The sequence below is a fragment of the Kitasatospora sp. NPDC001119 genome, assembly GCF_053598475.1.
The window spans coordinates 222654-247736 of record NZ_JBSFKI010000006.1 but is presented as its reverse complement, the minus strand read 5'-3'; the positions used below and the strand labels follow the sequence as shown (position 1 = coordinate 247736).

General features: G+C 74.9%; 25 protein-coding genes. 13 read left to right on the top strand and 12 right to left on the bottom strand.

Features of this window, described 5'->3' with window-relative positions; all coding sequences use genetic code 11:
• Positions 1 to 100: 100 nt before the first annotated feature.
• The 3 genes from ACWDD9_RS10110 to ACWDD9_RS10100 all read right to left on the bottom strand — a co-directional run bounded on the left by ACWDD9_RS10110 (position 101) and on the right by ACWDD9_RS10100 (position 5296).
• Positions 101 to 754, bottom strand: a complete 654-nt coding sequence (locus ACWDD9_RS10110) for a DedA family protein (RefSeq protein WP_049659017.1) — start codon at positions 752 to 754, stop codon at positions 101 to 103.
• A 215-nt stretch (positions 755 to 969) separates the two neighbouring features.
• On the bottom strand, positions 970 to 3330 hold the full coding sequence (locus ACWDD9_RS10105) for a hypothetical protein (protein WP_449811318.1): 2361 nt from the start codon (positions 3328 to 3330) through the stop codon (positions 970 to 972).
• A gap of 61 nt (positions 3331 to 3391) precedes the next feature.
• Positions 3392 to 5296 carry an ATP-binding protein gene (locus ACWDD9_RS10100; RefSeq protein ID WP_049659465.1) on the bottom strand — a complete coding sequence of 635 codons (1905 nt, stop codon included), beginning with the start codon at positions 5294 to 5296 and terminating at the stop codon, positions 3392 to 3394.
• 255 nt (positions 5297 to 5551) lie between these two features.
• Here ACWDD9_RS10100 and ACWDD9_RS10095 point away from each other — a divergent pair, with 255 nt between their 5' ends.
• Complete coding sequence (locus tag ACWDD9_RS10095) at positions 5552 to 5926, top strand: hypothetical protein (protein ID WP_074001750.1); 375 nt, start codon at positions 5552 to 5554, stop codon at positions 5924 to 5926.
• A 34-nt stretch (positions 5927 to 5960) separates the two neighbouring features.
• On the opposite strand, the gene ACWDD9_RS10090 is transcribed toward ACWDD9_RS10095, so the two are convergent.
• Entirely contained in the window at positions 5961 to 7121 is a 1161-nt protein-coding gene (locus tag ACWDD9_RS10090) for a TetR/AcrR family transcriptional regulator (RefSeq protein ID WP_449811317.1), read from the bottom strand.
• Between the two features lie 197 nt (positions 7122 to 7318).
• Here ACWDD9_RS10090 and ACWDD9_RS10085 point away from each other — a divergent pair, with 197 nt between their 5' ends.
• Positions 7319 to 8476: an acyl-CoA dehydrogenase family protein gene (locus tag ACWDD9_RS10085; RefSeq protein ID WP_049659211.1), complete on the top strand. Its 1158-nt coding sequence runs from the start codon at positions 7319 to 7321 to the stop codon at positions 8474 to 8476.
• 100 nt (positions 8477 to 8576) lie between these two features.
• Here ACWDD9_RS10085 and ACWDD9_RS10080 read toward each other — a convergent pair whose 3' ends face one another.
• Positions 8577 to 8840 (bottom strand): hypothetical protein, encoded by a 264-nt coding sequence (locus ACWDD9_RS10080; protein ID WP_074001753.1) that lies wholly within the window; start codon positions 8838 to 8840, stop codon positions 8577 to 8579.
• A gap of 153 nt (positions 8841 to 8993) precedes the next feature.
• On the opposite strand from ACWDD9_RS10080, the gene ACWDD9_RS10075 reads away from it, so the two are divergent.
• The gene (locus tag ACWDD9_RS10075; protein ID WP_049659213.1) at positions 8994 to 9311 is read left to right on the top strand and encodes a cupin domain-containing protein; all 318 of its coding nucleotides are present in this window, start codon (positions 8994 to 8996) and stop codon (positions 9309 to 9311) included.
• Between the two features lie 76 nt (positions 9312 to 9387).
• Here the strand turns inward: ACWDD9_RS10075 and ACWDD9_RS10070 are convergent, their stop codons facing one another.
• Positions 9388 to 9978 carry a TetR/AcrR family transcriptional regulator gene (locus tag ACWDD9_RS10070; protein WP_049659214.1) on the bottom strand — a complete coding sequence of 197 codons (591 nt, stop codon included), beginning with the start codon at positions 9976 to 9978 and terminating at the stop codon, positions 9388 to 9390.
• 83 nt (positions 9979 to 10061) lie between these two features.
• On the opposite strand from ACWDD9_RS10070, the gene ACWDD9_RS10065 reads away from it, so the two are divergent.
• The 5 genes from ACWDD9_RS10065 to ACWDD9_RS10045 all read left to right on the top strand — a co-directional run bounded on the left by ACWDD9_RS10065 (position 10062) and on the right by ACWDD9_RS10045 (position 15062).
• Positions 10062 to 11612 carry an MFS transporter gene (locus tag ACWDD9_RS10065; RefSeq protein WP_449811316.1) on the top strand — a complete coding sequence of 517 codons (1551 nt, stop codon included), beginning with the start codon at positions 10062 to 10064 and terminating at the stop codon, positions 11610 to 11612.
• Between the two features lie 223 nt (positions 11613 to 11835).
• Positions 11836 to 12405 carry a methyltransferase family protein gene (locus tag ACWDD9_RS10060; protein ID WP_117488457.1) on the top strand — a complete coding sequence of 190 codons (570 nt, stop codon included), beginning with the start codon at positions 11836 to 11838 and terminating at the stop codon, positions 12403 to 12405.
• A 221-nt stretch (positions 12406 to 12626) separates the two neighbouring features.
• Positions 12627 to 12917: a Sec-independent protein translocase subunit TatA gene (gene tatA / locus ACWDD9_RS10055; RefSeq protein ID WP_049659292.1), complete on the top strand. Its 291-nt coding sequence runs from the start codon at positions 12627 to 12629 to the stop codon at positions 12915 to 12917.
• A 195-nt stretch (positions 12918 to 13112) separates the two neighbouring features.
• Positions 13113 to 14450, top strand: coding sequence for a hypothetical protein (locus ACWDD9_RS10050; protein WP_449811315.1), 1338 nt, complete (start codon positions 13113 to 13115; stop codon positions 14448 to 14450).
• Between the two features lie 87 nt (positions 14451 to 14537).
• Positions 14538 to 15062, top strand: a complete 525-nt coding sequence (locus ACWDD9_RS10045) for an ion channel (protein ID WP_053112473.1) — start codon at positions 14538 to 14540, stop codon at positions 15060 to 15062.
• 66 nt (positions 15063 to 15128) lie between these two features.
• On the opposite strand, the gene ACWDD9_RS10040 is transcribed toward ACWDD9_RS10045, so the two are convergent.
• The 4 genes from ACWDD9_RS10040 to ACWDD9_RS10025 form a co-directional block, all read right to left on the bottom strand.
• Positions 15129 to 15263, bottom strand: coding sequence for a VOC family protein (locus ACWDD9_RS10040; RefSeq protein ID WP_449811314.1), 135 nt, complete (start codon positions 15261 to 15263; stop codon positions 15129 to 15131).
• A gap of 20 nt (positions 15264 to 15283) precedes the next feature.
• Positions 15284 to 16918: a protein kinase domain-containing protein gene (locus ACWDD9_RS10035; RefSeq protein ID WP_449811313.1), complete on the bottom strand. Its 1635-nt coding sequence runs from the start codon at positions 16916 to 16918 to the stop codon at positions 15284 to 15286.
• A 416-nt stretch (positions 16919 to 17334) separates the two neighbouring features.
• Positions 17335 to 18426 (bottom strand): hypothetical protein, encoded by a 1092-nt coding sequence (locus ACWDD9_RS10030; RefSeq protein WP_449811312.1) that lies wholly within the window; start codon positions 18424 to 18426, stop codon positions 17335 to 17337.
• On the bottom strand, positions 18423 to 19292 hold the full coding sequence (locus tag ACWDD9_RS10025) for an RNA polymerase sigma factor (RefSeq protein WP_449811311.1): 870 nt from the start codon (positions 19290 to 19292) through the stop codon (positions 18423 to 18425). The genes ACWDD9_RS10030 and ACWDD9_RS10025 overlap by 4 nt, the downstream gene beginning before the upstream one ends.
• 365 nt (positions 19293 to 19657) lie before the next feature.
• Here ACWDD9_RS10025 and ACWDD9_RS10020 point away from each other — a divergent pair, with 365 nt between their 5' ends.
• The 4 genes from ACWDD9_RS10020 (at position 19658) to ACWDD9_RS10005 (ending at position 23008) form a co-directional block, all read left to right on the top strand.
• Positions 19658 to 20359, top strand: coding sequence for a hypothetical protein (locus ACWDD9_RS10020; RefSeq protein WP_449811310.1), 702 nt, complete (start codon positions 19658 to 19660; stop codon positions 20357 to 20359).
• A 173-nt stretch (positions 20360 to 20532) separates the two neighbouring features.
• Positions 20533 to 21291, top strand: coding sequence for a VC0807 family protein (locus tag ACWDD9_RS10015; protein WP_449811309.1), 759 nt, complete (start codon positions 20533 to 20535; stop codon positions 21289 to 21291).
• 138 nt (positions 21292 to 21429) lie between these two features.
• A complete protein-coding gene (locus tag ACWDD9_RS10010) occupies positions 21430 to 22173 on the top strand; it encodes a tyrosine-protein phosphatase (protein ID WP_449811308.1) in 744 nt (247 codons plus the stop codon).
• Positions 22174 to 22249: 76 nt separating this feature from the next.
• Positions 22250 to 23008, top strand: coding sequence for a Clp protease N-terminal domain-containing protein (locus ACWDD9_RS10005; protein ID WP_117488476.1), 759 nt, complete (start codon positions 22250 to 22252; stop codon positions 23006 to 23008).
• A gap of 102 nt (positions 23009 to 23110) precedes the next feature.
• Here ACWDD9_RS10005 and ACWDD9_RS10000 read toward each other — a convergent pair whose 3' ends face one another.
• Positions 23111 to 23602 (bottom strand): NUDIX domain-containing protein, encoded by a 492-nt coding sequence (locus tag ACWDD9_RS10000; RefSeq protein WP_380780593.1) that lies wholly within the window; start codon positions 23600 to 23602, stop codon positions 23111 to 23113.
• 118 nt (positions 23603 to 23720) lie between these two features.
• Here ACWDD9_RS10000 and ACWDD9_RS09995 point away from each other — a divergent pair, with 118 nt between their 5' ends.
• A complete protein-coding gene (locus ACWDD9_RS09995; RefSeq protein WP_449811307.1) occupies positions 23721 to 24122 on the top strand; it encodes a hypothetical protein in 402 nt (133 codons plus the stop codon).
• Here the strand turns inward: ACWDD9_RS09995 and ACWDD9_RS09990 are convergent.
• Positions 24030 to 25007, bottom strand: coding sequence for a sigma-70 family RNA polymerase sigma factor (locus ACWDD9_RS09990; RefSeq protein WP_449811306.1), 978 nt, complete (start codon positions 25005 to 25007; stop codon positions 24030 to 24032). The genes ACWDD9_RS09995 and ACWDD9_RS09990 overlap by 93 nt on opposite strands.
• Between the last annotated feature and the right edge of the window lie 76 nt (positions 25008 to 25083).

Here is a 25083-nt window from a genome sequence, read left to right as displayed (position 1 = left end):
TGGCGGCCGCCGGCCACCGCTCGATCTCGGGTTACACCTTGCCTGATCGAACAGCCCGACGCACATGTACGCGGCGTCCCGTGGCCGGAGCGGCGGACGCCTACCCGGCGCGGTGCCGGTCGGCGGCGGCCGCGCCGGAGCGGCGTGCCCGCAGCAGCTCGACCGCCACCGGGATCACCGAGACCAGCACGATGCCGACCAGGATGGCCTCGATGTTGTCCCGGACGAACGGGATCTGCCCCAGGAAGTAGCCGAGCACGGTGACCCCGCCGCCCCACAGCACGCCGCCGACCAGGTTGAACACCACGAAGCCGCGGTAGTTCATCCTGCTCACCCCGGCCACGATCGGGGTGAAGGTGCGCACGATCGGCACGAAGCGGGCCAGCACGATCGCCTTGGGCCCGTGCCGGTCGAAGAAGGCGGCGGCCTTCTCCACGTTCTCCTGCTTGAAGACCCGGGAGTCGGGGCGGCGGAACAGGCTCGGGCCGACCTTGCGGCCGAAGAGGTAGCCGACCTGGTCCCCGGCCACCGCGGCGACCACGATCAGCGCGCAGACCAGCCAGAGCGGCTGGTGCAGGTAGGTGCCGCCGGCCACCAGCAGGCCGGTGGTGAACAGCAGCGAGTCACCCGGCAGGAAGAAGCCGATCAGCAGGCCGGACTCGGCGAAGACGATGGCCAGGATGCCGATCAGGCCGAAGGTGGAGATCAGGGTGGTCGGATCGAGCCAGGACGGGCCGAGGGCGAGGCTGGTCACGGTGCGGGCACTCCGAAGGTCGGGTCTTGGCAATGGAATGGTAAAGCATTGACAAAGACTCGGGGCGGCACCGGATGGTTCCCGTCGGACGGACGGACGCGGCGCGGGCAGGAAGCGGGCAGGGAGCGGGCCGCGCGGTGAGAGCCCGGGAACGCGTACGGCCCCGGCGGGGGCCCGGGAGGGCCGGCCCGCCGGGGCCGTACGGTCGGGGGCGGTCAGAGCCCGTAGCGCTCGACCGTCTCCTCGTGCTGGGCGAGGTCCGCGCCGGCCGCCTTGGCCAGCTCCGGCCAGGCGAGCGGGTGCGCCCAGCCGCCGGTCAGCCGCAGCAGCAGGGCGTCGGCCTCGGCGGCCGAGGCGGTCGGCGGCACGCCGAGGGCCGCGTAGACGCCGGGCAGGGTGTCACCGCCCTCCGCCGGGTCGGTGATCCGGTACTCGTCGCCGCTGTACACCCAGACCGCGCACCCGGCCTCGTGCAGCTCCTCGCGCAGCGCCGACCACGGCTCGTCGCCGGGCCAGCCGCCGTCGATCCAGTACGTGGTGTACCCGGCCGGGTCGAGCAGGGTGAGCAGCTCGAACACCGGGCGCCAGCGCTGCCGCTCCTCCTCGGGGGCGTCCTCGGCCGGCGGGCGCTCCAGCAGGGCCGGGGCGAAGACCACCACGTCGCCGTGGTTGAGCGTCAGGTCGTCGCCGAGCACCGGCAGGATGCGGGCGGTGGCCGGGCCCGTCCGGAGCGCGGGCAGGTCGGACGTCGCGCCGTTGGTGCGGGTGGCGCGGACGGTGACCAGCTGCCACTCCTCGTCCACCGGGCCCTCGGGCTCGTCGAACTCGATGTCGAGCAGCGCGCCGGTGGAGCGGACCACGGCCCAGTCCCGGTTGGCGGTGGCGGCGGTGATCAGGTGCCAGAGGTCCGGCTCCTGGACCGTCCGGTGGCCGTCCTCCTCCTCGGCGGCGCCGTCGGCCGGCGCCGCGCGCTCCAGCAGCTCCAGGTACATCCGCTGGGCGGTGGCGTGGTCGCCCAGTTCGGTGGCGGCGTGGGCGGCGAGGCGGCGGGTGTTGAGCACCTCGTCGTCCAGCGCCAGGATCTCCTGGCACCGCTCCAGCGCCTCGGCCCAGCGGCCCTCGGCGGCGGCCCAGCGGGCCCGTATCCAGTGCCCGTCGGCCGGGGCGGTGACGGCCACCCGGTCGGCGAGGCGGCGTATGCCCTCGGCGTCCCGGGCGTCGATCAGCATCTCGCCGAGCGCGCCGGTCAGCTCGCGGTCGGCCGGGTCGTCCTCCAGGTGCCGCCACAGCAGGTCGGCCGCGGCGCGGGCGTGGCCGAGGCCGCCCAGCACGGTGGCCAGGAGCACCGCCAGTTCGGTGGCGCCGGCCTGCTCACCCCGGTACCGGTCCAGGGCGACGGAGAGCAGGTCGGCGCCGGTCTCGTAGGGCACCCCGACCTCGGCCAGGTGCGCCGCCAGCTCGCCCGGCGGGACGGGCAGCTCGGGCTCCGGCAGGGCCTCGGCGGCCGCGCGCAGGGCCGCGACCTGCTCCGACACGCCGTCGGTGCGCCGCAGCCGGGTGAGCTTGCGCTCTCCGGTCGCGGCGAGGGTCAGGGCCACCGTGCGGGCGCCGCGGGCGAGCGCGAGCCGGCCCGCCGCCAGCAGCAGGTCCACGCAGGGGCGGTGCGCGCCGACGCCGTCCAGGTAGCCGACCCAGCCGGCCAGGACGGCGCCCAGCTCGGCGTCGTTCTCCCGGGCGCCGGCCGCGACCAGCAGCTCGGCCGTCTCCGCCCAGGTGCCGCGCAGGTCGGCGTGGCGTTCGGCCTCGGCCCGCTCGGGCAGCAGGGCGAGCGACTCCTCGGTGCGGCCGAGCGCGGCGAGCGCGCGGGCCCGCAGCAGGGCGCCCCAGCGCTGGTCCCGCTCGTCCAGGCGGCGCCCCTGCGTCTGCTCGGCCCGCTCGGCCGTCGCCAGCAGCTCCAGCACCTCCTCGTGCCGGCCCAGCAGGTGCAGGGTGCCGGCCCGGGCCTGGTGGAAGCGGAGCGAGACCGGCTGGCCGGCCGCCCGCATCCGGTTGGCCGCGGAGTCCAGGTGGTCCAGCGCCTCGGCCGCCCGGCCGTCGTCCTCCAGGGCGTCGGAGTACTCGCGGGAGAGGCAGTCGTAGCAGGCCCGGTCGGGCTCGATCCGGTCGAGCGTCTCGCCGACCACGGCGAGGCGCTCGGCCACGTACCCCGGCCCGTCGACCCGGGCGTGGCAGATCGCGAAGTCCTGCACCACGCAGACGGACTGCGGGCAGCCCTCGGTGTCCTCCCGGTGGGCGAACTCCAGCAGGTCGACCGCCTCGGGCAGCACCGCCTCGCCCTGCTGGCGCTTGTTCAGCAGGTTCTGCATCCGCCAGTGCCGCAGGTAGACCTCGACCCAGGGCAGGCCGAGCGCCCGGGCGGCGGCCACCGCCTCCGGGTAGAGCGCGTCCAGCTGCTCGTTGCGCCCCTCGGTGGCGTGCTCGGGCAGCTCGACGATGGCGTCGGCCAGCCGGTGGTGGCCGGCCTCGGCCAGCTGCCGGTGGGTGTCCCGCACCCAGGCCCAGATGTCGGTGGTCATGGCTGTTCCCCCTGCGTCGTGCTGATGAGTTGTCTACCGCACCCCACTGACAGTCCGTCCGTCACGGCTCCTCCGTGAGCGCGCCGGGGCTGTCCGGGACCTCCGGCAGCCCGGCCGGGACGGCGGCGGTCAGCGCGGAGACCGCGGTGCCGATGCCGGCCAGCGCGGCGGTGAGGTCGCCCTCGGACGGGCCGGACGAGGCCGCGGCCATGATCACCTTGATCGAGCGGAGCAGCCCGGCCGCGGTCGCGCTGCCGGTGTGCCCGGCGCGGTAGGCGGCGAGCAGGTCCCGGACCGCCGGGCTGGCCAGGTTGAGGTAGAGCCGGGCCCGGACCCCGCCGTCGGTGCGGGCGGTGAAGGCGCGGGCCAGCCGCAGGGCGGCGGACGGTATCCGGGCGTCCGCCTGGTCGTCCTCGATCCGGGCCTTCAGCTCGGCCTCGCGGTCCGGCACCAGCACCAGCGGCAGGCCGGGCGGGTCGAAGCGGGCCGGGACGAGCTGCTCGCCCGGGTCGGCGAGGGCGCCGGCCAGCCAGGCCGCCTCGTGCTCCGGCAGCGGGCGCTCCGGGTCGCGGAACAGCTCGCGGTTGCCCCGTTCGCTGCCCAGCTCGACCACCCGGCAGCCGCGCAGTTCGGCGTAGCGGTGCAGGAACGGCAGGACGGCGTAGCGGTCGCCGCGCGCGATCGGCACCCGCATCGCCCGGTACAGCATCTCCTCGAAGCCGCCGCCGCTGCCGAGCGCGACGTGCACCGCGCCGCCGCCCGCCGCGCGCAGCGCGCCGGCCGTGAGGTCGCCCTGGGAGGTGGGCACCGGGACGTCGTCGGCGAGCAGGGTGAACAGCCGCTCGTCGCAGAGCGCGGCGCCGAGCAGGTCGTTGCCGTGCCGGGTGAGGATGCGGCGCCAGGCGGCGGGCCGCAGCCGGGCGGTCTCGTACAGGCCGTCCACGATGGCGTCGGCGAGGGCCTTCCGGAGCGCGTGGTAGTGCTCGTCGCGCTGGAGGTCCTCGCGGCTGGCGGTGGGGGTGAGCCGGTCGGACTCGACCACGCCGCCGATGAACCCGGCCCAGCGGGGCAGCAGGTCGCGGGCGTCCTCGGCGAGCAGCATGCCGCGCAGGTAGACGGCGAGGTCGCGGTTGTCGCTGCTGCCGTAGCTGCCGCCGTCCTGGACCCAGAGCAGGCCGACCGCGTCGGTGGCGCCCTCGACCGGCTCGACCGGGAAGGCGGTGAGCGGCTCGAAGCGGCGGCCGAAGGCGGCGGCGAAGCGCATCCGGGCGGCGTACGGGTCGCCTTCCGGACGCCCGCGCCAGGGCACCTCGACGGAGTTGACCGGCCGCTCGTCCTCGCCGACGTGCACCGGGACCGACAGCAGCACGCAGTAGCGGCCGAGCACGTCGCGCAGGACGTCCTCGTCGGCGAGGTGGCCGTGCTCGGCCTTGAGCGCCAGCTCGACCACCGTGCCCGGCCGGGGCCGGGCGGGCACCGGCTCGACCTGGTACTGCTCGCCGCCGCGGCTGCGGTAGCGGTGGCCGAGCCCCGGCTCGCGGTGCGAGGTGGTGGTGACGGTGACCTCGTCGGCGACCGAGAAGGCGGAGAGGAAGCCCAGGCCGAAGGCGCCGATCAGCTCCTGGTTGCCGGTCAGTTCGCGCAGCATCCGGGTGTAGCCGGTGCCGACGGTGGCCAGGTAGGAGTGGATCTCGGGTTCGGTGAGGCCGGCGCCGGTGTCCTCGATGGCGACGGTCCGCCGGGCGGCGTCGGCGCGCACCCGGATCAGCGGGCGGTGGTCGCCGTCCGGGTCCTCCAGGAGCCGGCGGGTGTGCGAGTCGTGGGCGTTCTGGACGAGTTCGCGCAGGGCGACCAGCGGGGTGGAGTAGAGGTGGGTGGCGAGGACGTTCACCAGGCCGCCGAGATCGACCTCGGTCGTGCGCAGCTCCTCGGCGGGGGTGAACTCGGGCGGGGCACCATCAGACATGGGTCCTCAGTGTGCCAGTGCGACTATCTGGCGACCATTTCTTTCTTCTTGACGCCTTCCCGATGGAATGACGGAATGCGGTCAACTTCGACAACGTCGAATTGACCACCCCTCCACCATCGGGGGAATTGCCACCCGTTCGGTGGAGTTCGTCCACCCCACTGGTGAATGCTGAAGGCGCGACGCCAGGTCCCGGCGCCCCGGGGCGGCCGCTCCGGGCGGCACCACCATTCGCTTCTCGCCAGGGAGACCAGCGTGTCCCGTATTCGCGCAGCCGCCGCCGTCACCGCCCTCGGGGCACTCCTCCTCGTCGGCCTCGGTGCCGCCACCGCGCACGCCGACAGCGGCTCCGGCGCCGGTGCGGGCGACCGTTCCAACGGCAGCGTGGTGAGCGACTCCGGCTCCGGCAACATCATCGGCACCGTCCACGGCAATGTGGTCAACACCCAGCAGACGGCCACCGGTTCGGGTGCGGGCAACCAGAACAACGGCGTCGCGGTGACGGGCAACGGCGGGACGGTCAGCGCCGACCAGGGCAACACCGTCCAGCACAAGTCCCTCCGGCGCGACGCTCCCCGGCGCGACCGCGGCGTCGACGCGCAGGTCTACTACCCGCACGTCCTCTACTAGGCCCCGCCGCCGACTCGCCCCGGGGGAGCCTCGGTCAGGAGAGCCCCAGCACCGCCCGGCCGAGCCGCAGCAGGCAGTCCCCGAGGTCCGGCCGGGCGTTGTGCGGACGGTTCCGCACCCCGTCGTTGACCAGCGCGAACAGCGCGTGCACCCGGATCCGGGCGGCCGCCGCGTCGTACCCGGGACGCACCTGCCGCAGCAGTCCGACCCAGGTGCGCAGGAAGTCCCGCCGGAAGTCCACCGCGGCCCGGCGGTCGGGCGGGGCCAGCCGCTCCGTCTCACTGAGCATCGCGCCCAGGTAGTCCCCGTTGCGCAGCGCGAAGTCGACGTACGCGCCCAGCCCGGCGTCGAGCGCCGCCCCGGGCCCGGCGGCGGCCGCGATCGCGCCGTCCACCTCGTGCCAGAGCCGCTCGCGGCTGCGCACCAGCGAGGCGGCGAGCAGCTCGGCCTTGCTGTCGAAGTGCCGGTACACGCTGGGGCCGGAGATGCCGACGGCGGCGCCGAGCTGGTCGGTGCTGACGTTGTCGAAGCCGCGCTGGTGGAACAGCCGTACGGCCGCCGCGAGCAGTTCCTCCCGGCGCGCCCGCGCCCTGGGCTCCGGCGTCGGCCGCGGCTCGGCCACGGCGCCGGACCCCGCGGCCGTACCGCCCGGGGAGACCGCGAGGACGGCCGCGACCACCTCGCGCAGCAGCGCCTCGGCCCGTCGGGGCTGCGGCGCCGCCGACTGGTAGGAGAGCCCGGCGCAGGCCGAGAGCGCCGACCAGCAGAGCAACTCGGCGTCCCCGACGGCGAGTTCCGGCCGTTCCGCGCGCAGCACGGCGACCATCAGGGTGACGTCCGCGCGCAGCTCGCGGCGCAGCGCCGCCCGCCGGGCCGGCGGCAGCAGCCGGGCGTCGCGCTGCACCAGGGTGCCGAGCGGACGGTGGCCGACCGCGACGGCGGCCAGCGCGGCTCCGAGGTCGGCGGTGGTGCGGGCCGGGCGCAGGCCCTCGGCGAGCGCGTCCAGGCCCAACCGGACGGCGCGGTCGAGCAGTTCGGGCTTGCCGCGGAAGTGCCGGTAGAGCGCGGGCGCGGTGATGCCGACACCGGCGGCGACCTCGGTCATCGAGACCTGGTGGTAGCCGCTGCGGTGGAAGCGGTCGGCGGCCACGGCCAGGATCTGGGCGCGCCGCCCGGGCGGCCGTCGGACCACCATGGCGCGCCTCCCCGCTGTCTCCCCGGACACTCCCAGCAGGCTAGCAAGGATTCACTTGCCGCCTCCGCCGCCCGTGCTCCAATAGCCTTCGGACGCTGGACAGTCGAAGCTACCCCGGATTAACTTGTGGGGCCATCACCAGGCACGTTCCGCCCCGGCCGGCAGCCCCGGCCGGTGCCGTCGAAGGGAGCGCCGCCGTGCGCCGCACCGTGTTCAACGAGGACCACGAGGCCTTCCGGGAGACCATCCGGGACTTCATCGCCAACGAGGTCGTCCCGGTCTACGAGAGCTGGGAGGCCGAGGGCCACCCGCCGCGCGACTTCTACCGGCAGCTCGGCGCGCTCGGCGTCTACGGCATCGAGGTGCCGGAGGAGTACGGCGGCGCGGGCGAGAGCGGGTTCAAGTACCAGGCGGTGGTCGCCGAGGAGACCGCCCGGGCGGGCGTCAGCTTCGGCTCCTCGGGCGTGCACACCGGCCTGGTGCTGCCGTACCTGCTGGAGTACGCCACCGAGGAGCAGAAGCGGCGCTGGCTGCCCGGCTTCGTCTCCGGCGACATCATGACCGCGATCGCGATGACCGAGCCGGGCGCCGGCTCCGACCTCGCGGGCATCACCACCACCGCGCGGCTCTCCGAGGACGGCACCCACTACGTCCTGAACGGCGCCAAGACCTTCATCACCGGCGGCGTGCTGGCCGACCTCGTCCTGGTGGTCTGCCGCACCGCCCCGTACGACCCGGAGAACCGCCGGGCCGGGCTGTCCATCCTCTGCGTGGACACCTCCTCCGCGGGCTACACCGTCGGCCGCAAGCTGCAGAAGATCGGCCTGCGCACCTCGGACACCGCCGAGCTGGCGTTCAGCGACGTCCGGGTGCCGGTGGAGAACCTGCTCGGCGAGGAGGGTCGGGCCTTCTCCTACCTGACCCACAACCTGGTGCAGGAGCGGCTGGCGATCGCCGTCGGCGCCTACGCGGCGTCCGCGGCGGCGGTGCGGTTCGCGGTGCAGTACGTCAAGGACCGCAAGGTGTTCGGCAAGGCGGTGGCCGAGTTCCAGAACACCAAGTTCACCCTGGCCGACTGCGAGGCCCAGGTGGTGGCGCAGCAGTCGATGGTGGACCGGGCGCTGGAGCTGTACCAGGACGGCGAGCTGACCGTCGCGGACGCGGCCGCGGCGAAGCTGTTCTGCACCGAGTCGGCCTCCACCGTGATCGACAAGTGCCTCCAGCTGCACGGCGGTTACGGCTACATCCTGGAGTACCCGATCGCCCGGCTCTACACCGACAACCGGGTGTTCCGGATCTACGGCGGCACCAGCGAGGTCATGCGCAGCATCATCGCCAAGTCGCTCGGGCTGTAGGGCCGTTCGGGTCGCCCGGGCCGTTCGGGCCGTTCGGGCCGGGTGCGGCGGGCCGCCCGGAGGCGTGACCCGCCGCACCCGGCCCGACAGCCGTACCGGCTCAGTTGGGCGAGCCGTGCTGGGCGCGCCAGGCGTCCCAGCCGGCCGAGGACGCCACCTTCGCGTCGTGCAGGGCCCGCTGGGCGAGCGCGGTCGGAGCGGTCTCCAGGCTCCGCAGCCAGCCGCGGCCGGCGGTGAACAGCGCGGCGCACACCATCGCCGCGCCGGCCGCGCCGAGCAGCGATCCGACGCCGGTGAGCACCACGCCGCCGGCCAGCAGCGAGCGGTTGACCTGAAGCCCGTTGAAGATCTGGTTGGTCGCCATGCCTCCACGATGCGGGCAGTCGGCGGGGGCTGCACCTCGGGCCGCTCCGGGATGCGGGGCCCTTCCGGGGTGCGGAGCGCTTCCGGGTGCGGGGCCCCCGGGCGTCCGCGACCCTGGGCACACGGAGTGCGCCCGGAGCGAGGAGGAGGCGCGATGCCCGATCTCGAACAGCTCGCCGTGGAGCACGCCGCCCGGGCGGCCGAGAGCCCGCACGGGCGCAGCGCCCACCTGGTCCTGCACGACGGGATCCTGCGGCAGACCGTGATCGCGCTGACCGCCGGCACCGCGCTGGACGAGCACAACCCGCCCACCGCGGGCAGCGTCCAGGTGCTGCGCGGCCGGGTCTCGCTGACCATCGCCGGCCGGCGGCTGGAACTGGCGGCCGGCCGCCTGGAGCCCGTCCCGCAGGAGCGGCACGGGCTGCTGGCGCACGTCGACTCGGTGGTGCTGCTGACCGCCGTCACCGCGTAGCGGGCGGCGGAACACCCGCTACGGGCGCGCGGGGCGCTCCCCCCGGGCGGGGCGCACCCCACGGGCGGGACGTTCCCTACGGCCGCACGGGGTTGAACACGCTGTCGCTGACCAGCCGCAGCCCGCGCAGGAAGTCCTGCCCGCTGGGCGCGAGTTCGGGCGCGGCCAGCCACTGGGCGCAGTAACCGGCCAGCAGGGTCTGGTAGAAGCTCCCGCGGGCGACCTCCTCCTCGGTGTCCGGCACCTCCGGCAGCCCCCGGAACACCGCGGCGAGGCCCAGCCGGCCCTCCTTCTGCGCCGCCGCGAAGGCCTGCGCCAGCTCGGGGGCGTGCCCGGCCTGGGCGAGCGCCTCGAACTGGGCCGCCCAGAGCCCGCGGTGCTCGACGAAGACGTCCCGCAACCCGTCCCAGACGGCCGCGAAGCGCACCTCCGGGTCGTCCGACACCTGGTTGGCGGCGATCACCACCGCGCCGAGCGCCTCCCCCATCTCCCCGATCGCCTCGATCATCGCCGCGTTGAGCAGCGTCTCCTTCGAGCCGAAGTGGTAGCCGATCGCGGCCAGGCTGACGCCGGAGGCGGTCGCGATGTCACGGGCGGTGGTGCGCCCGTAGCCCTTCTCGTACAGGCAGCGCTTGGCGCCGGCCATCAGGTCTTCGCGGTTTCCCATGCCCCGATCCTACGGAAGAACTGAACAGATGTCTTGCACATGTGTACTAGACAAGCGTCTGACACATCCGTACCGTCTTCCCCATGACCGCAACCACCGGCCGCGCAGGCCGTCGCGAATGGATCGGCCTGGCCGTCCTCCTGCTCCCGACCCTCGTCCTCACCATGGACATGGGCGTGCTCTTCTTCGCCGTCCCGTACATCTCCACCACGCTGGCGCCGAGCGGCACCCAGCAGCTGTGGATCATGGACATGTACTCGTTCCTGCTGGCCGGGCTGCTCATCACGATGGGCGCGCTGGGCGACCGGATCGGCCGCCGCCGGCTGCTGATGATCGGCGCCGCCGGCTTCGCGGGCGCCTCGCTGCTGGCCGCCTGGTCGCACGACGCCGGCCAGCTCATCGCGGCCCGCGCCGTGCTCGGCGCCGCCGGGGCCACCGTGATGCCCTCGACCCTCGCGCTGATCCGCACGATGTTCCACGACCCCAGGCAGCGGCAGATCGCGCTCGGCGCCTGGGGCGGCATCCTCACCGCCGGGGCCACCCTCGGCCCGGTCGCCGGCGGCCTGCTGCTGGAGCACTTCTGGTGGGGCTCGGCCTTCCTGCTCGCCGTCCCGGTCATGGCCCTGGTCCTGCTGACCGCGCCCGTCCTGCTCCCCGAGTACCGTTCCACCCGCCGCACCGGCCGTTTCGACCTGCTCGGCGCCGCGCTGTCGCTGGCCGCGATCCTGCCGCTGGTCTACGGCGTCAAGACGATCGCCGTCGAGGGCTGGAGCCTCCTGCCCGGGCTCGCCGTCGTCGCCGGACTCCTGCTGGCCGGCGCCTTCGTCCAGCGCCAGCGCACCGCCGCGAACCCGCTGCTCGACCTCGGCCTGTTCCGGATCCGCACCTTCAGCGGCGCGATCAGCGTCAACAGCATCGCGATGTTCGCGATGATGGGCTTCGCCCTCTTCACCTCCCAGTACCTCCAGCTGGTCAAGGGCATGAGCCCGCTGACCGCCTCGCTCTGGTCGCTGGTGCCGAGCCTGGGCGTCGGCGCGGCGGTCGGCGTCAGCTCGGCCCTGGCCGGCCGGGTCCGCCCGGCGGTGCTGATGGGCGGCGGCTTCCTGGTCGGCTCGGCGGGCTTCGCGATGATGACCCAGGTCGGCCCGCACTCCCCGCTGGCACTCGCCCTCACCGCGGCCGGCGTACTGGCCGCCGGGACGGTCGGCACCATGACGATGACCGCCGAGATGGTCGTCTCCGCCGCCCCGGTCGAGCAGGCCGGCGCCGCCTCCGCCACCTCCGAGACCGCCGTCGAACTCGGCAGCTCCCTCGGCATCGCCCTGCTCGGCGCGGCCGGCGCCGCCGTCTACCACCACCGGCTGGACGGCGCCCTCCCGGCCGGCGTCGACGGCGAGGCCGCCCGGACCGCCCAGGACACCCTCGGCGGCGCGGCCACCGTCGCCGCCCACCTGCCCGGCCGGCTCGGCGCCGACCTGCTGGAGACCGCCCGCACCGCCTTCACCGACGGCCTGCACGTCGCCGCCGTGGTCGGCCTGGTCTTCGCCCTGGGCGCCGCGGCCCTGGCCTACCGCCTGATGCGCCACCTCCCGGCCGCCACCCCCGCCCCCGCCCCGGAGCCCGTCACCGCCTGACCCGGCCGGCCCGATCCACGCGAGTCATCGAGAGCCCCCGCCCACCCGGGCGGGGGCTCTCCGCCGTCCGCGCCCCGAACCCCGCCCGAACGCCGCGCGACGCCCGCGCCCGGCCTCCACCCGGGGGTGGACCGCGGTGGGTCCACCCCCGGGTGCGTGCCCCGGCCGCCCGCCGGGGAGGACCATGGAGGCACACCTCGGACCCGACCGCCGGGAGCCCCTCATGTCCCTGCCCGCCCTCCTCTCCCTCCTCGGCCTCCTCTGCTGGATCGCCTACGAGCTGCTGCTGCGCCGGCGCGAGGACGCCTCCGCCGGCAGCTGGCACGCCGACCGCGGCGACCGCGGGTCGACCCGGCTGCTGCTCGGCTGCTACGCCCTCTCCGTCCTGGCCGTGGTGCTGTTCGACCGCGCCGCGGTCGGCGAACTGCCCACCTGGGCCCGCTGGTTCGGGGTGGCCGCGGTGGCCGCCGGGCTGGCGCTGCGGGCCTGGGGCATGCGCACCCTGGGCCGCTACTACACCCGCACCCTGCGCACCGTGGACACCCAGCGCGTGGTCCGCACCGGCCCGTACCGGCTGATCCGGCACCCCGGCTACGCCGGCAGCCTGCTGGTCTGGGTCGGCTACGCGGTCGGCACCGGCGGCTGGGCCGCCGCCCTGGTGGTCGCGGCCCTGCTGCTCGCCGCGTACGGCTGGCGGATCTCCGCCGAGGAGCGCCTGCTGCTGGACGCCCTCGGGAGCGAGTACGCGGAGTACCGCCGGGTGTCGAAGCGTCTGGTGCCGTTCATCTACTGATCGGATACCGATCGGACCGGAGCGGTCGGCGGGTGTGAGCTTCGGCACCCGCATTCGGCCAGGTGGACGGCGCGGCGCTCGCGATCCGCTCGAACGGCACCTGGTTTTTGGCCAGCGTTTCCCAGCTGGTGTATCCGTTCTCCGTCATGGCCAGGCATACTGGCCAACACGGGCGCTGGCGCCCGCCACGACTCTAGACAAGAAGGGACCGGTGGCCAGGGATGCTGCGGAACGGTCTTGAGCCCTGGCACATTCTCGTGGTGCTGGCGGTCGTCATCCTGCTGTTCGGATCGAAGAAGCTGCCCGAGATGGCCCGCGGTCTGGGCAAGTCCATGCGCATCCTGAAGGCCGAGACGAAGGCCATGCGCGAGGACGACACCCCGGCGGACGCCGCTGCCGCCGGTACCGCGCAGAGCACCGCCGCTCCCCAGCAGAGCGCCGACCGCCCGGCCGTCACGCCGACCAACGTGACCAAGGCCACCGAGACCAAGCGGCCCGAGACGACCGCCTGATCCTCCTTTCTCCTCCGGAAAGCCCCTGGTGACCCCACCAGGGGCTTTCCGCCGTTCCGGGCCGTTCGCGGGGCCGTTCGCGGGCCCGCACAGGGGCTGGTCGCGGGGCCGTTCGCGCCACCGCGCCTCCCGACTGGCCGTCCGATCTGATCCGTTGTCTCCTGGATTGCACCCCCGGAGGAACGGAGTCCCGGCATGCCGACCGACCGGCCCGGCGACGAGCTGGCCGAGCTGCGGGCCCGGCTGAGCGCCGTCGAGGCCCAGGAGGCACGGCTCGCCCGACAGTTGGCGACCGGCCCGGCGCCGCACCCGACGGACCGTCCGCCGCCCCGGCACCGGGTGCGCTCCTTCCTCGCCGCCCTGCTGATCGTGCTGGCCTGCGTGCTCACCCCGCTCAGCGCCCTCGCCTTCTGGGCGAGGTCCCAGATCAGCGACACCGACCGCTACCTCGCGACGATGGCCCCGCTGGCCAGGGACCCCCGGATCAAGACGGCCGTCACCGACCGGGTGACCGCCGAGATCGTGAAGCAGCTCCCGCTCGACTCGCTGCTCGACGGCCTCGCCCCGGCCGACCGGCCCCAGCTCGGCGCCCTGCTGGGCGGCATCGGCCAGGCCCTGACCGACGGACTCAGCGGCCTCGTCCACACCCAGGTCGCCCGGCTCGTGGACAGCGACGCCTTCGTCGCCCTCTGGACGGAGGTCAACCGGAACGCGCACGCCGCCCTGGAGAAGATGGTGACCGGACAGGGCGGCGGCGCCGTCGAGGTCCGCAACGACACCGTGGTGCTGGACCTCGCCCCGGTGATCGCCCGGGTGAAGTCCGCGCTGGTCGACCAGGGCGTCCCGCTGGCCTCCCGGATCCCGGAGATCCACACCTCGTACCCGCTGGTGCAGTCCGACGCCATCCCCAAGGTCCGCACCGCCCTGCGGGTCCTGGACCTGGCCGGCTTCTGGGTCCCGGTGCTGGCCGGCGCCTGCGCGCTCGGCGGGGTGCTGCTCGCGACCCGGCGGCGCCAGGCGGTGGTGACGACGGCCCTCGGCATGGCGGGCGGTGCGCTGCTGCTGGGCATCGGGCTGAGCGTGTTCCGGGCCGTCTACCTGGACCGGCTCCCCGCCGACGTCGACCAGGCCGTCGCCCAGGCGGTGTACGACACCCTGGTGCGGTACCTGCGCTCGGCCGTCCGGGTGGTGGTCACCCTCGGGCTGCTGGTCGCGCTCGGCGCCTGGGTCATCGGCCCCGGGCGCTGGGCACGCGCCGTCCGGGGTGGCTGGCGCGCCGGACTGGGCGCGGTACGGCGGGTGGCCGGACGGTCCGGGCTGCGGCTCGGGCCGGTCGGCCGGTTCGTCCACCGCTGGAAGGCCCCGCTGGGCTGGCTGGCGGTGGCGCTCGCGGCGCTGGCCTTCGTCCTGTGGAGCTACCCGACGGTGCTGGTGACGCTCTGTCTGGCGCTCGGGCTGGTCGCCGTCCTGGCGGTGCTGGAGCTGCTGGACGAGCCGGGGCAGCCCGGGGAAGGAACCCAGGCCCCGGCCTGAGCGGGCCGGCCCGCCCGGGCACCGGGCTTGGCCTGAGCGGAGCAGTCCGACGCGCGCCGGAGGGTGCGGTGGCCGAGGCTGAGCGGGATGTCCGAGAACCCGCTGCCGCCGCCCGCCGACCTGCGGGCCTGGTCCTGGCTGCTCGGCGCGTCCACGCTGCTGATGCTCGGGTACTTCCTGCTGCCACTGCAGTTGCTGGGTGAGCGCCGGCCGCTGCTGAGCTGGCTGGTGTTCGCGGGGGCGCTGGTCGGGCTGACCTGGCTGATGCTCGCCAAGATCGTCGGGGTGATGCGGGGGACGGCCAGGCAGCCGGTGCTCTGGCTGGCCTTCCTGATCTTCCTGGCGCTGACCATCTTCGCCGCCACGTACTACGTCCTGGGCGCCCACAAGGCGGAGTTCGCCGGACTGGAGACCCGGCTGGACGCGCTCTACTTCACCGTCGTGACGATGGCGACGGTGGGCTACGGCGACATCACCCCGGCCGGGCAGACCGCACGGCTCGTGGTGGTGCTCCAGATCGGGTACAACTTCGTCTTCCTCGCGGCGGCCGCCGGAACGGCCTCCCGGGCGATCCGCGGCAACGTCGAACGCAGGATCCGCGAGCGGGGCTGAACCGGCCCGACGTATGGACCGGTTGCCGCACAGTGTTGTCCACAGCCTGTGGACAACACTGTGGGCTCAGGATCGGCCGGTGTCGATCACGCAGAAGCGATTGCCCTCGGTGTCGGCCAGGACCACGAAGTCCGGGTCCTCGGGGTAGCGCTTCCAGTCGACGCGCTCGGCGCCGAGGGCGACGGTACCGAGCGTCGGCACACCGCCATCGTGGCGGCCCGTCAGTCGTCCTGGAAGTCGGCGGTGGTGTGGAGGGTGGCGTACAGGGCGGAGAGGCGGGCGTTCCAGTTGGCGTAGGTGGGGACGTCGACGGCGTGCTTCTTGCCCATGTCCCGGATCACCTTCTGGGCGTCCTTGAGCTCCTGCGCGGCGTCGTCCGGGTTGCCCTCGTTGAGGCGGGCGGCGGTGGTGTCGAGGATCCTGAGCAGCTCCGCCTGCTTGTCCCGCTCCTTGCCGACCTGGGCCTGGGCGACGGCCTGGCGGAAGGCCTGGATCTGCAGCGCGGCGGGCTGGTTGCGCGGGACGGCCTGGGTGGGGGCCGGGGGCGCGGACGGGGGCGCCGAGGGGGTGGTGGGGGCCGCCGAGGTCGCGGTCGGGGAGGCCTTCTGGGTGGGCGTCGCGGCCGAACCGGCGGGGGTGGTGGGGGCGGTGGCCGCGGCCGGTTTGGCGGCGGCCGCGTTGCCGGCCGGCTCGTCGAAGGCGGTCAGGGCCAGCGCCGTGACGCCGGCCAGGCCCGCCACGCCCAACGCCCCGAGCACCAGCGGCTTTCGGCGGCCACGGGCGGGCGCGGGCCTGGCGGCGGGGGCGGGCGCCGGGGCGCGCATCGGGGCGGGGACCGGGCCGGGAATGGGCGCCATCACCGAGGTGGCGGCCGGGGGTTGGGGCGGCAGCAGGGTGGTGTGCTGCTGGTCCGGCTGACTCAGCTGGTTCGGCTGGTACGGCTGGTTCGACGGCGGGGAGAAGGGCACGGGCGGCAGCAGCTGGGTGGCGGCGCCGGCGGTGTTCGCGAGCAGTTCCGCTGTCGGGTCCCCGACCATCAGTCCCGGTACCGTGCCGAGGAGTTCGGCCCGGGCGGCAGCCGCGTCGGCCGGGCGGTCCGCCGGGTTCTTGGCCAGCAGCCGCAGCACTGCCCCGTCCAGCGCGGGCGGCAGGCCGGGGCGCCGGACGGAGGGCGGCAGCGGCTGCTCGCTGACGTGCTTGAAGGCGATCGCCACCGGGGTCTCGGCGGTGAACGGGGTCGCGCCGGTGAGCATCTCGGTGAGCACGCAGCCGACCGCGTACAGGTCGGTCCGGCCGTCCAGCGCCGAGGCGGTGGCCTGCTCGGGCGAGAGGTAGGCGGCCGTGCCGAGCACGCTCGCGGTCTGGGTCAGGTTGCTGGAGGAGCCGGCCCGGGCGATGCCGAAGTCGACGACCTTCACCCCGCCGTCGTCGGTGATCATGATGTTCCCGGGCTTGATGTCCCGGTGCACCAGCCCGGCCGCGTGCGCGACCGACAGCGCCTCGCAGACCGCCGCCGCGATGCCGACCGCGCGCTCCACCGGCAGGACCTGCTGCTCCGCCAGCAGGGCGGCCAGCGAACGGCCGGTGACCAGCTCCATGACGATGAACGGGGTGCCCTGGTCCACGCCCGAGTCGAAGACCATGACGATCCTCGGGTGCACCAGCATGGCCGCGTGCTGGGCCTCGCGGCTGAAGCGCTCGGCGAAGCGGGGGTCGTCGGCGAGGCCTCCGTTGAGGACCTTGACGGCCACCTGACGGCCCAGCACCCGGTCCACCCCGCGCCAGACGGTCGCCATGCCGCCGACGCCGAGTATCCCGACGAGTTCGTAACGCCCGTTCAGCGCCCGTCCGATCACCTGGAGCTCCCCTCACGTGCCCTGGCCCCGGGGTCCCGGGCCGCCTCGTGCACCCGTGCACGATAGCCGCACCGCCGAGCGGGTCCGCCGGGGGCGGAGGGTGGCGGTCGGGGGACCGGGCAGCGGTCCCCCGGCCGCCGGCACGGGGGTGCGGCCCGCCCTGACTGCGGGAGGGCGGGCCGCACGTTTCCGGGCCGGCCGGGCCGGAGGCGCGTCCGGGGTGCGCCTACCGGTCCGGCCGGAGCCGGCCGGGCGGCCGGTTGGCACGGGGGAGCCGACCGGCCACCCGGGGTCTTCGGGTGGTACTGCTTCCTGCGGGTGGTGCGGTACTTCGGGTGGTGCTATTCCGGGTGGGCGGCGAGCCCGGGGGGAGTCGCTCGCCGCCCACCCGGAGTCCTGGGGGGGTGCCTCCCGGCCTACTGCTCGTTCCCGGGCCGGGCGGACCTGCTCGGGCGGACGTCCGACGGGGGGACGGCGCCCGGTGGGGGCACGGTCACGCCGGGCTTGCCCGGTCTGGTCCCGCTGCCGCCGCCGTCCTCGCCGTTGCCGCCGCTGTTGGCGTTGCCACGGCCTCCGTTGGCATTGCCGTTGGCGTTGCCGTCGGCATTGCCTCCGTTGCCACCGCTGTTGGCGTTGCCGTTGCCGCCGCTGTTGGCGCTGTTCCCCTTGCCGGTGCCGCCGCGGCCGGGGTCGCCCGTCGGGGTGCCGGCGCCCTGGTGGTCGCCGTCCTCGTCGTCGAGCGCGGCCTCGCAGTAGTCCGCCACCCGGTCCGCGCCGCCGGCCGCCGTGACCAGCGGGCCGTACAGCGGATCGCCGACCAGCCGGGCCGGGCGGTCGCCCTTGGCCGTACGGTCGGTGAAGCCGGTGCAGAGGCCGAGCAGTGCGGGCGGGACGGCCGAACGGCCGCCGCGCCTCTCGGCGGAGGGGGTGCCGGGCGTCGCGGGGTCGGACGGGACGACCGCCTGCGGTCCGGCGGAGGCACTTCCGGACGGACGGGCGGAGCCGGACGCCACGGCACCGTACGGGGCCGCACCCGCGGACGGTCCGGCAGCGGGCGAGCCCGCCGCGGGACCGGTGGCCGCGTCCTGGCCGGCGAGCGTGTGCTCCGGCGCGGACGGGCCACCGCCCAGGGCGGACGGCAGGTTGCCGGTGCCGGCGGCGACGGCGACACCGCACAGCGCGGTGGCGCCGAGCACGACGGCGGTGGCCTTCGTGCTGAAGGCCCTGGCCAGCGCGGCGGTTGCCATCGATCGTCTCCGGACGGGGGTCACTGTCGGGTCGGGCGTGAGACTCGCCTCCCGGAACGCGGCCAGGGCGGCCTCCTCCCCGGCCAGTTCGCCGGCCGTCGCGGGGGCGGCGGCCGCGGCGAGCACCCGGGCGAGCTGCCCGGGACCGCCGTCCGGTCCGGTGAGCGAGGCGTCCTGCCCGGCCGACGGGCCGCCCACGGCACCACCGAGCAGCTGCTCGGCGGCATCACGGTCGATCCGACGGGATCGGTTGGTGCTCATCTCATGTCCTTCAGCGTCGCGGCCCGGCGTTCTGTCACACCCTGCGGAGAACTTTTTTTCGCGGGTTTCCCCGCGGGTCGCCCGGCGGCCTCGCCCGCGCCCACTCCGGCCGCCGCCGTGTCCGTCGTTCCGTCCACCGTTCCGGTGCCGGCCCCACCCGCCGCCTCGCCGCTCCGGGCCGCCGGGATGCCGCCCCCGGACGCGAGCGGCTCGACCAGCTTGGCCAGCCGCCGCAGCCCCCGGTGGGCGGCCATCCGGACGCTGCCGGCCCGCTTGCCGAGCACCCGGGCGGCGCTCTCCGCGTCCAGCTCCATGACCACCCGCAGCAGCACGGCCTCGGCCTGGTCGCGCGGCAGCCGGGAGATCAGGGCCAGCGCGTCGGCGGTGCCGACCGTGGCCAGCGCCGCCCGCGCCGTGTCGTCCCCCGCCGCCAGCTCGACCAGCTGCTCGAAGGGCAGGTCGGCGACCGGACGGCGGCGCCGGGCGCGCAGGTGGTCGAGGGCGCGGTGGCGGGCGATGGTGGCGGCCCAGCCGCGGAAGCCGTCCCCGTCGCCGGAGAAGCCGCGCAGGTCGCGGGCGATCTGCAGCCAGGCCTCGGAGGCGATGTCCTCGGCGTCCTGGGCACCCTCCGGCCGACCGCCGACCAGCACCCGCAGGTAGCGCAGCAGGCCCGGCTGGACGGTCCGGAACAGCAGCCGGAACGCCTCCTCGTCCCCGCCCTGCGCGGCCCGCACCGCCTCCGTCAGATCGGGGGGAGCGGCGGCCGCCGGGCCCGGTGGCAGGCCGGCGGGTGGTACTGGTCCGGACCGGCCGACGGGGCCGTCGGTGCCCGCTCCGGGGCGCTCTGCACTCTGCACCCGCCACATGATGCGCCATTCGGGCGAACACTTCGGCTCCGGCCGAAGGACCGGTCCGGCCGGGGCCAAGGTCCCGAGGACTGCTGCCGTTCGCCCACGGCCCGAAGAGGCCCGCCCGGCCTACGTTGTCGGTAGGCGAAGCAGTCCGGGCCGCCGACGCCCCGGACGCCGGGTCCGCCGACGCACCCGGCCCGCCACCCGGCCCCGCCGTGCCCGAGGGCGCACGCACGACCCGTGCGGGCCCCGGTCGCACGCCCCTCCCCGGCGGTACGAGCCGTCGCGCCGGGGACCGCCACCGGCCGGCCCGGCAGGGGCGGGGAGCCGGCACCGCCGACGCCCTCCACCGGCAGCCCGACCAGCAGGGAAAGACCGCGATGACGACCGCCCACGAGCTCCGCGAGCTCCACGCGAAGGGCCTGCGCGAGCACCTCGCCCCCGCCCTGCGCGCCCTGGGCCTCACCGGGTGGCGCCGGACCTTCAGCCTGCCGGACGAGACCCACTGGCTGCTGCTCGGCCTGGTCGAGCGCCCCACCGCCGACCGGGTGCCCTTCACCTTCGACCTCAGCGTGGTCCGCCGCACCGACTGGACCGTCGCCGACCTCCCCGGCCACCGGCCCGACCCGCGCACCCGGTACGGCTTCGAGGCCTGGCGGGCCAGGATCGGCGAGGTGCTGCCGGTCGGCGAGGACGTCTGGTGGGAGGTGCTGCCCGGGCCGCGCTGGCAGCTCCCGCTGGACGACGCCGTCGCCGCCGTCCGCCACTACGGCCTGCCCGAACTGCGGCGCCGGGCCGAGGCGGACCGCGCTCCCACCGGCGAGACGTACCTCCTCCCCACCGAGCTGGAGACGGTCAACGCCGCGCTGGAGGCCGCCTCGGTGGCCCGGGTGCGGCGCGCCGAGCTGGCCGACAAGGCCCTGCTGCTGACCGGCGCCTGGACCCGGGGCGACAGTGTCGCCCGGACCGTCCTGGCGGGTGTCGCGCGGGGCTTCCTGTCCGCCGGGGACGAGCGCTTCCGTACCGTCCGCTGCCTGGACACCCTGGGCCGCGAGCTGTGGACCTTCCCCGCCGAGGACTAGGGCCGCCCGGGAGCGGAAAGCCGCAGGTCGGAGGCGGTGTCACGGCGCTCACCATGACAACTGTCACGCGGATGACGCAACGGACGGCACTGCTCTGACGGAGGGTCGGACGGAAAGACTGGAGGCACGACGCGGGCAGTGGCCCGCGGCCACCAGCCGGGGAGGAACCCACCGTGAGCCAGACCGTCAGTGCCGCCGCCGTCACCAGCACCGTCGCCTCCCCGGTCGCCGCCGTCACCGGCACCGCCGCCACCGGCGCCGCCCACGCCAAGGCCCCCAACCCGCTGGTCTCCGGGCTCCGCCCGCTCGCCCTCGACGTGGTCGCCCCGCTGGCCGGCTACTACCTGCTGCACTCGGCCCTCGGCCTGAGCGAGTTCGCCGCACTGGCCTGGAGCACGGCCTTCCCGGCCGCCCGGACCGTCCTCGGCCTGCTGTCCGAGCGCAGGCTCAACCTGTGGGCCTCCCTGATGCTGGCCGTCAACCTGGCTGGCCTGGCGCTGACCTTCGTCACCGGCGACGCCCGGATGATGATCGCCAAGGACGGCGGGCTGAGCGGCACCGTGGCGGTGGCGATCCTGGTCTCCGCGCTGATCGGCCGGCCGGTGATGACCCCGATGCTGATGCCCTTCGTCACCAAGGGCCGACGGGAGCGCGCCGCCGCCTGGCAGCGCCTGGTCGAGGGCCGGGCGGCCGGGTCGCGGGCCTTCCACCGCCACGAGCGCCTGTTCTCGGGCATCTGGGGCACCGCGCTGCTGGCCGAGTGCGCGGCCCGGGTGATCGGCGCCTTCACCCTGCCGGTGTCGACCATGGCCTGGCTGTCCACCGTCTTCCTGATCGGCTCGATCGTGGGCGGTTCGATGCTCGGTCAGATCGCGGTCGAGCCGATGGAGCGGCTGGTCGGCGCCGAGGCCGAGGCCCCGACCGCCGCCTGAGCGGGCGGCCACTCCTCCCGCCTCCTTCTCTGAACAGCCGGTTCCGAGGACTCGAACAGCGAGGAACCATCCGGATCTCCCGGGAGTCGTTCATAACGAGGGGGTAACGGGACCCCCGACGAGGAAACGGGGAGCCCCATGAACCGGACGACGCACGCGCCGAGCAGTACCGAGGACCGCATGCTCGTCTGGGACGGCTGCCTGAACGTCCGCGACCTGGGCGGACTGCCCACCGCCTCCGGCCGGCTCACCGCCCGGGGCGCGATAGTCCGGGCGGACAACCTGGACCGCCTCACCGCCGAGGGCTGGGACGCCCTCCTCGACCACGGCGTCCGTACCGTGGTCGACCTGCGCAACGCCGAGGAGTACAAGCCGCTCCTCCCGCTCCCCGACGACGTCGAGCTGATCCGCGTCCCGCTGGACGAGCTGGCCGGCCCCGCCTGGTGGGAGGCCCACGGACAGCTGGACGGCACCCCACTCGCGCTCCGCCCGTACCTGGACCACTGCCCGCACGCCGCCGCCGCGCTGGTCTCCGCGATCGCCGGCGCCCGCCCCGGCGGCGTGGTCGTGCACTGCGGCGCCGGCCGTGACCGCACCGGCCTGGCCGCCCTGCTGCTGCTCGCCCTGTCCGGGGTCGACCGGGACGCGATCGCCGGGGACTACCTGCTGAGCGGCCCCAACATCCGCCCGCTGTACGGGATGCTGGGCCTGCCGGACCCGTTCCGCCGGATCGACGCGGCGCTCGCCGAGGCCGGGACCACCGCCGAGGCCGCGCTGGCGGCGGCGCTCGACGGGTTCGACCCGGACGGCTACCTGCTCGCGGCGGGTGTCGCGCCCGAGCGGATCGCCGCCGTCCGACGGCGGCTTCTGCCGGACGCCTGAGGACGCCGGAACACCGCCCGCGAATAGCGTCAACCGATGGTTGACGATCCCCGGATCGACAACCTACGGTTGACGCATGGAGAATCCCGTTGTTCCCAACAGCACTCCGCTGCGCCTCGACGACCTGATCGCCGCGATCAAGAAGGTCCACCCCGACGCGCTCGACCAGCTCTCCGACGCGGTCATCGCCGCCGACCACCTCGGCGACCTCGCCGACCACCTCATCGGCCACTTCGTCGACCAGGCCCGCCGCTCCGGCGCGTCCTGGACCGACATCGGCCGCAGCATGGGCGTCAGCAAGCAGGCCGCCCAGAAGCGGTTCGTCCCCAAGGACCCGGGCACCCCCAACGACCTCGACCCCAGCCAGGGCTTCAGCCGGTTCACCCCCCGGGCCCGCAAGGTCGTGGTGGCCTCACAGGAGGAGGCCCGCAAGGCGGGCAACCCCGAGATCACCACGGAGCACCTGCTGCTCGGCCTGATCACCGAGCCCGAGGGCATCGGCGCGAAGGCGCTCGCCGCCCAGGGCGTCACCCCGGAGGCCCTGCGGGCGGTGGCCGGCGCCGCCCTGCCGGCCGCCGCCGACGAACTGCCCGCGCTGATCCCGTTCGACGCCGAGAGCAAGAAGGCGCTGGAACTGACCTTCCGCGAGGCGCTCAAGCTCGGGCACAACTACGTCGGCACCGAGCACATCCTGCTCGCGCTGCTGGAGCAGGAGAACGGCCAGGGCGTGCTGGCCGGGCTGAAGGTCGACAAGTCGGAGGCGGAGACCTTCGTCGCGGAGGCGATCGCCGCCGTCATCGCCGCCCGGAACACGGAGTCCGATCCTCAGCAGTGAGCCGCCGGGGCCCTGCACCGGACGGAACTCCCGCCCGGTGCAGGGCACTTCCGCCCAGAAACCGGCTCGGAACCCGGCACGGCAGTCGGATCGGCAGTCGGATCAGAAGCCGGAGACGTGGGTGGTGACGATCCGGACCCGGCCGTCGGCCGCCGCCTCCAGCGCCGCGCGCAGCCGGGCCGAACGGGCCGGGCCGAGCAGGTCCAGCGCCTCCTCGACGGCGGCCCAGCGGTAGTCGTCCAGCTCACCGGCCGGGACGGTCACGGGGGTGCCGTCCGGGACGGTGCCGAAGTCGAACATGAAGTGCTGGGCGGGGTGGTCGAGTTCGGCCGAGGCGTGGGTCCAGGAGATGGCCAGCAGGTCGCCCGCCTCCTGGACGATCCCGGTCTCCTCCTCCAGCTCCCGCACGGCGCACTCGACCGGGCCCTCGCCGAGGTCGATCGTGCCGCCCGGGAACTGCCAGTGCTCGCGGTACCCGGCCTTCACGATCAGGATCCGGCCGGACTCGTCCCGCAGCAGGCAGCCCGCCGCCGCGTAGATCCGGGGCAGGGACGCCAGCCATTCCTCACGGGACTTCAAGGGCTCAGCCGTCACGGTGCTTCTCCTGGGGCAGGGCGGTTCGGTCGTCCCACTCTGCCACCGGACACCGGACCCGAGCGGCGGATTCGCCCCCGGACCGATGAGTCGGCGGCGCCGCGACGGTCCAACCCGCATGAGGACCACACCGTACGACGCCGTACTGACCTGTGACCTGGGCGCGCTGACCGCCCCCGACCTCGCCCTCGTCGACGCCCTCGCCCGGCTCCGGCTGGCCGCCGCCCGGCACCGGGTGGGCGTGGTGCTGCTGAACGCGAGCGGCCCGCTGCGGGAGCTGCTCGTGTTCAGCGGGCTCGCGGCGCTGTTCCCGGGGCCGGACGGTCCACTGGCCGCCGACCCGCTGAACGGCACCCCGATCGACGACGACCCGCTGGGCGACAACCCGATGGGCGACGACCCGCTGAACGACGCGGCCCTGGTGGAGCTACTCGGCCGCCAGCCGGGGCGGGAGGCCGAAGAGCGGGAAGAGCGCCTCGGTGTCCAGGAAGTTGGTGACCCCGGTGATCCGGCCCCCTGACACCTCCAGCGTGATCAGCGACCACGGTTCGTACCCGCCCGCCGGGCTCGGCCGGTACTGGCCGAAGGCCCGGGCGCCGTTGGCCGTCACCGGGAGCAGCCGGGAACCGCGGCAGCCGTGCCCGGGGCCCAGCATCCAGTCGCGGATCTCCTCCTGCCCGCGCAGCCACATCGAGAACGGCGGCATGTTGAGCGTGACGTCCTCGTGCAGCAGCGCGGCGAGGCCGTCCATGTCGTACGCCTCGAAGGCGCGGACGTAGCGGTCCAGCAGCGCGCGGTGGTCCTCGTCCAGCGCGGGGGCCGGCCGGACCGCCGGGGCGTCGGTGGCGAGCACCGCCCGGGCGCGCTGGAGCGCGCTGTTGACCGAGGCCACCGTGACGCCGAGCAGTTCGGCCACCTCGGCGGCCTTCCAGCCGAGCACCTCGCGCAGGATCAGCACCGCCCGCTGCCGGGGCGCGAGCCGCTGGAGCACGGCGACGAAGGCCAGCTTCACCGACTCCCGCTGGGCGGCCACCTCGGCCGGATCCCCCGTCTCGGGCAGCACCCGGCCGTCCGGCGCCGGACCGATCCACGTCACCTCGGGCAGCTGGGTGCCGTGCGCGGCGGCCACCGTGACCGGGCCGGCCAGGTCCATCGGCCGGGCCCGGCCGTTGCGGCCGTTCAGCGCGTCCAGGCAGACGTTGGTGGCTATTCGGTACAGCCAGGAGCGCAGCGCGGCCCGCCCCTCGAAGCCCCGGTGCCCGCGCCAGGCGCGGACCAGGGTCTCCTGCACCGCATCCTCGGCCTCGAAGACCGAGCCGAGCATGCGGTAGCAGTAGCCGGTCAGCTCGGTGCGGTACCGCTCCAGTTGGAGCTCGACCGGCTCCTCCGTGATCACGTCGGCCATCGTGCGCCCGCCCCCGTCGTCCTGCCGTGTGCCCTGGTGAACGCGACGAACGTAGCGCACCCCACTGACAGCGGCG

Bases quoted from the DNA above. Each gene is read 5' to 3' on its own strand.
- ACWDD9_RS10070 (WP_049659214.1), bottom strand. From the start codon at position 9,978: ATGGGAAACCGCGAAGACCTGATGGCCGGCGCCAAGCGCTGCCTGTAC.
- ACWDD9_RS10105 (WP_449811318.1), bottom strand. From the start codon at position 3,330: ATGACCACCGACATCTGGGCCTGGGTGCGGGACACCCACCGGCAGCTG.
- ACWDD9_RS10100 (WP_049659465.1), bottom strand. From the start codon at position 5,296: ATGTCTGATGGTGCCCCGCCCGAGTTCACCCCCGCCGAGGAGCTGCGC.
- ACWDD9_RS10005 (WP_117488476.1), top strand. From the start codon at position 22,250: ATGGAGAATCCCGTTGTTCCCAACAGCACTCCGCTGCGCCTCGACGAC.
- ACWDD9_RS10030 (WP_449811312.1), bottom strand. From the start codon at position 18,426: ATGAGCACCAACCGATCCCGTCGGATCGACCGTGATGCCGCCGAGCAG.
- ACWDD9_RS10050 (WP_449811315.1), top strand. From the start codon at position 13,113: ATGCCGACCGACCGGCCCGGCGACGAGCTGGCCGAGCTGCGGGCCCGG.
- ACWDD9_RS09990 (WP_449811306.1), bottom strand. From the start codon at position 25,007: ATGGCCGACGTGATCACGGAGGAGCCGGTCGAGCTCCAACTGGAGCGG.
- tatA (WP_049659292.1), top strand. From the start codon at position 12,627: ATGCTGCGGAACGGTCTTGAGCCCTGGCACATTCTCGTGGTGCTGGCG.
- ACWDD9_RS10080 (WP_074001753.1), bottom strand. From the start codon at position 8,840: ATGGCGACCAACCAGATCTTCAACGGGCTTCAGGTCAACCGCTCGCTG.
- ACWDD9_RS10075 (WP_049659213.1), top strand. From the start codon at position 8,994: ATGCCCGATCTCGAACAGCTCGCCGTGGAGCACGCCGCCCGGGCGGCC.
- ACWDD9_RS09995 (WP_449811307.1), top strand. From the start codon at position 23,721: ATGAGGACCACACCGTACGACGCCGTACTGACCTGTGACCTGGGCGCG.
- ACWDD9_RS10025 (WP_449811311.1), bottom strand. From the start codon at position 19,292: ATGTGGCGGGTGCAGAGTGCAGAGCGCCCCGGAGCGGGCACCGACGGC.
- ACWDD9_RS10090 (WP_449811317.1), bottom strand. From the start codon at position 7,121: ATGGTGGTCCGACGGCCGCCCGGGCGGCGCGCCCAGATCCTGGCCGTG.
- ACWDD9_RS10020 (WP_449811310.1), top strand. From the start codon at position 19,658: ATGACGACCGCCCACGAGCTCCGCGAGCTCCACGCGAAGGGCCTGCGC.
- ACWDD9_RS10065 (WP_449811316.1), top strand. From the start codon at position 10,062: ATGACCGCAACCACCGGCCGCGCAGGCCGTCGCGAATGGATCGGCCTG.
- ACWDD9_RS10060 (WP_117488457.1), top strand. From the start codon at position 11,836: ATGTCCCTGCCCGCCCTCCTCTCCCTCCTCGGCCTCCTCTGCTGGATC.
- ACWDD9_RS10010 (WP_449811308.1), top strand. From the start codon at position 21,430: ATGAACCGGACGACGCACGCGCCGAGCAGTACCGAGGACCGCATGCTC.
- ACWDD9_RS10045 (WP_053112473.1), top strand. From the start codon at position 14,538: ATGTCCGAGAACCCGCTGCCGCCGCCCGCCGACCTGCGGGCCTGGTCC.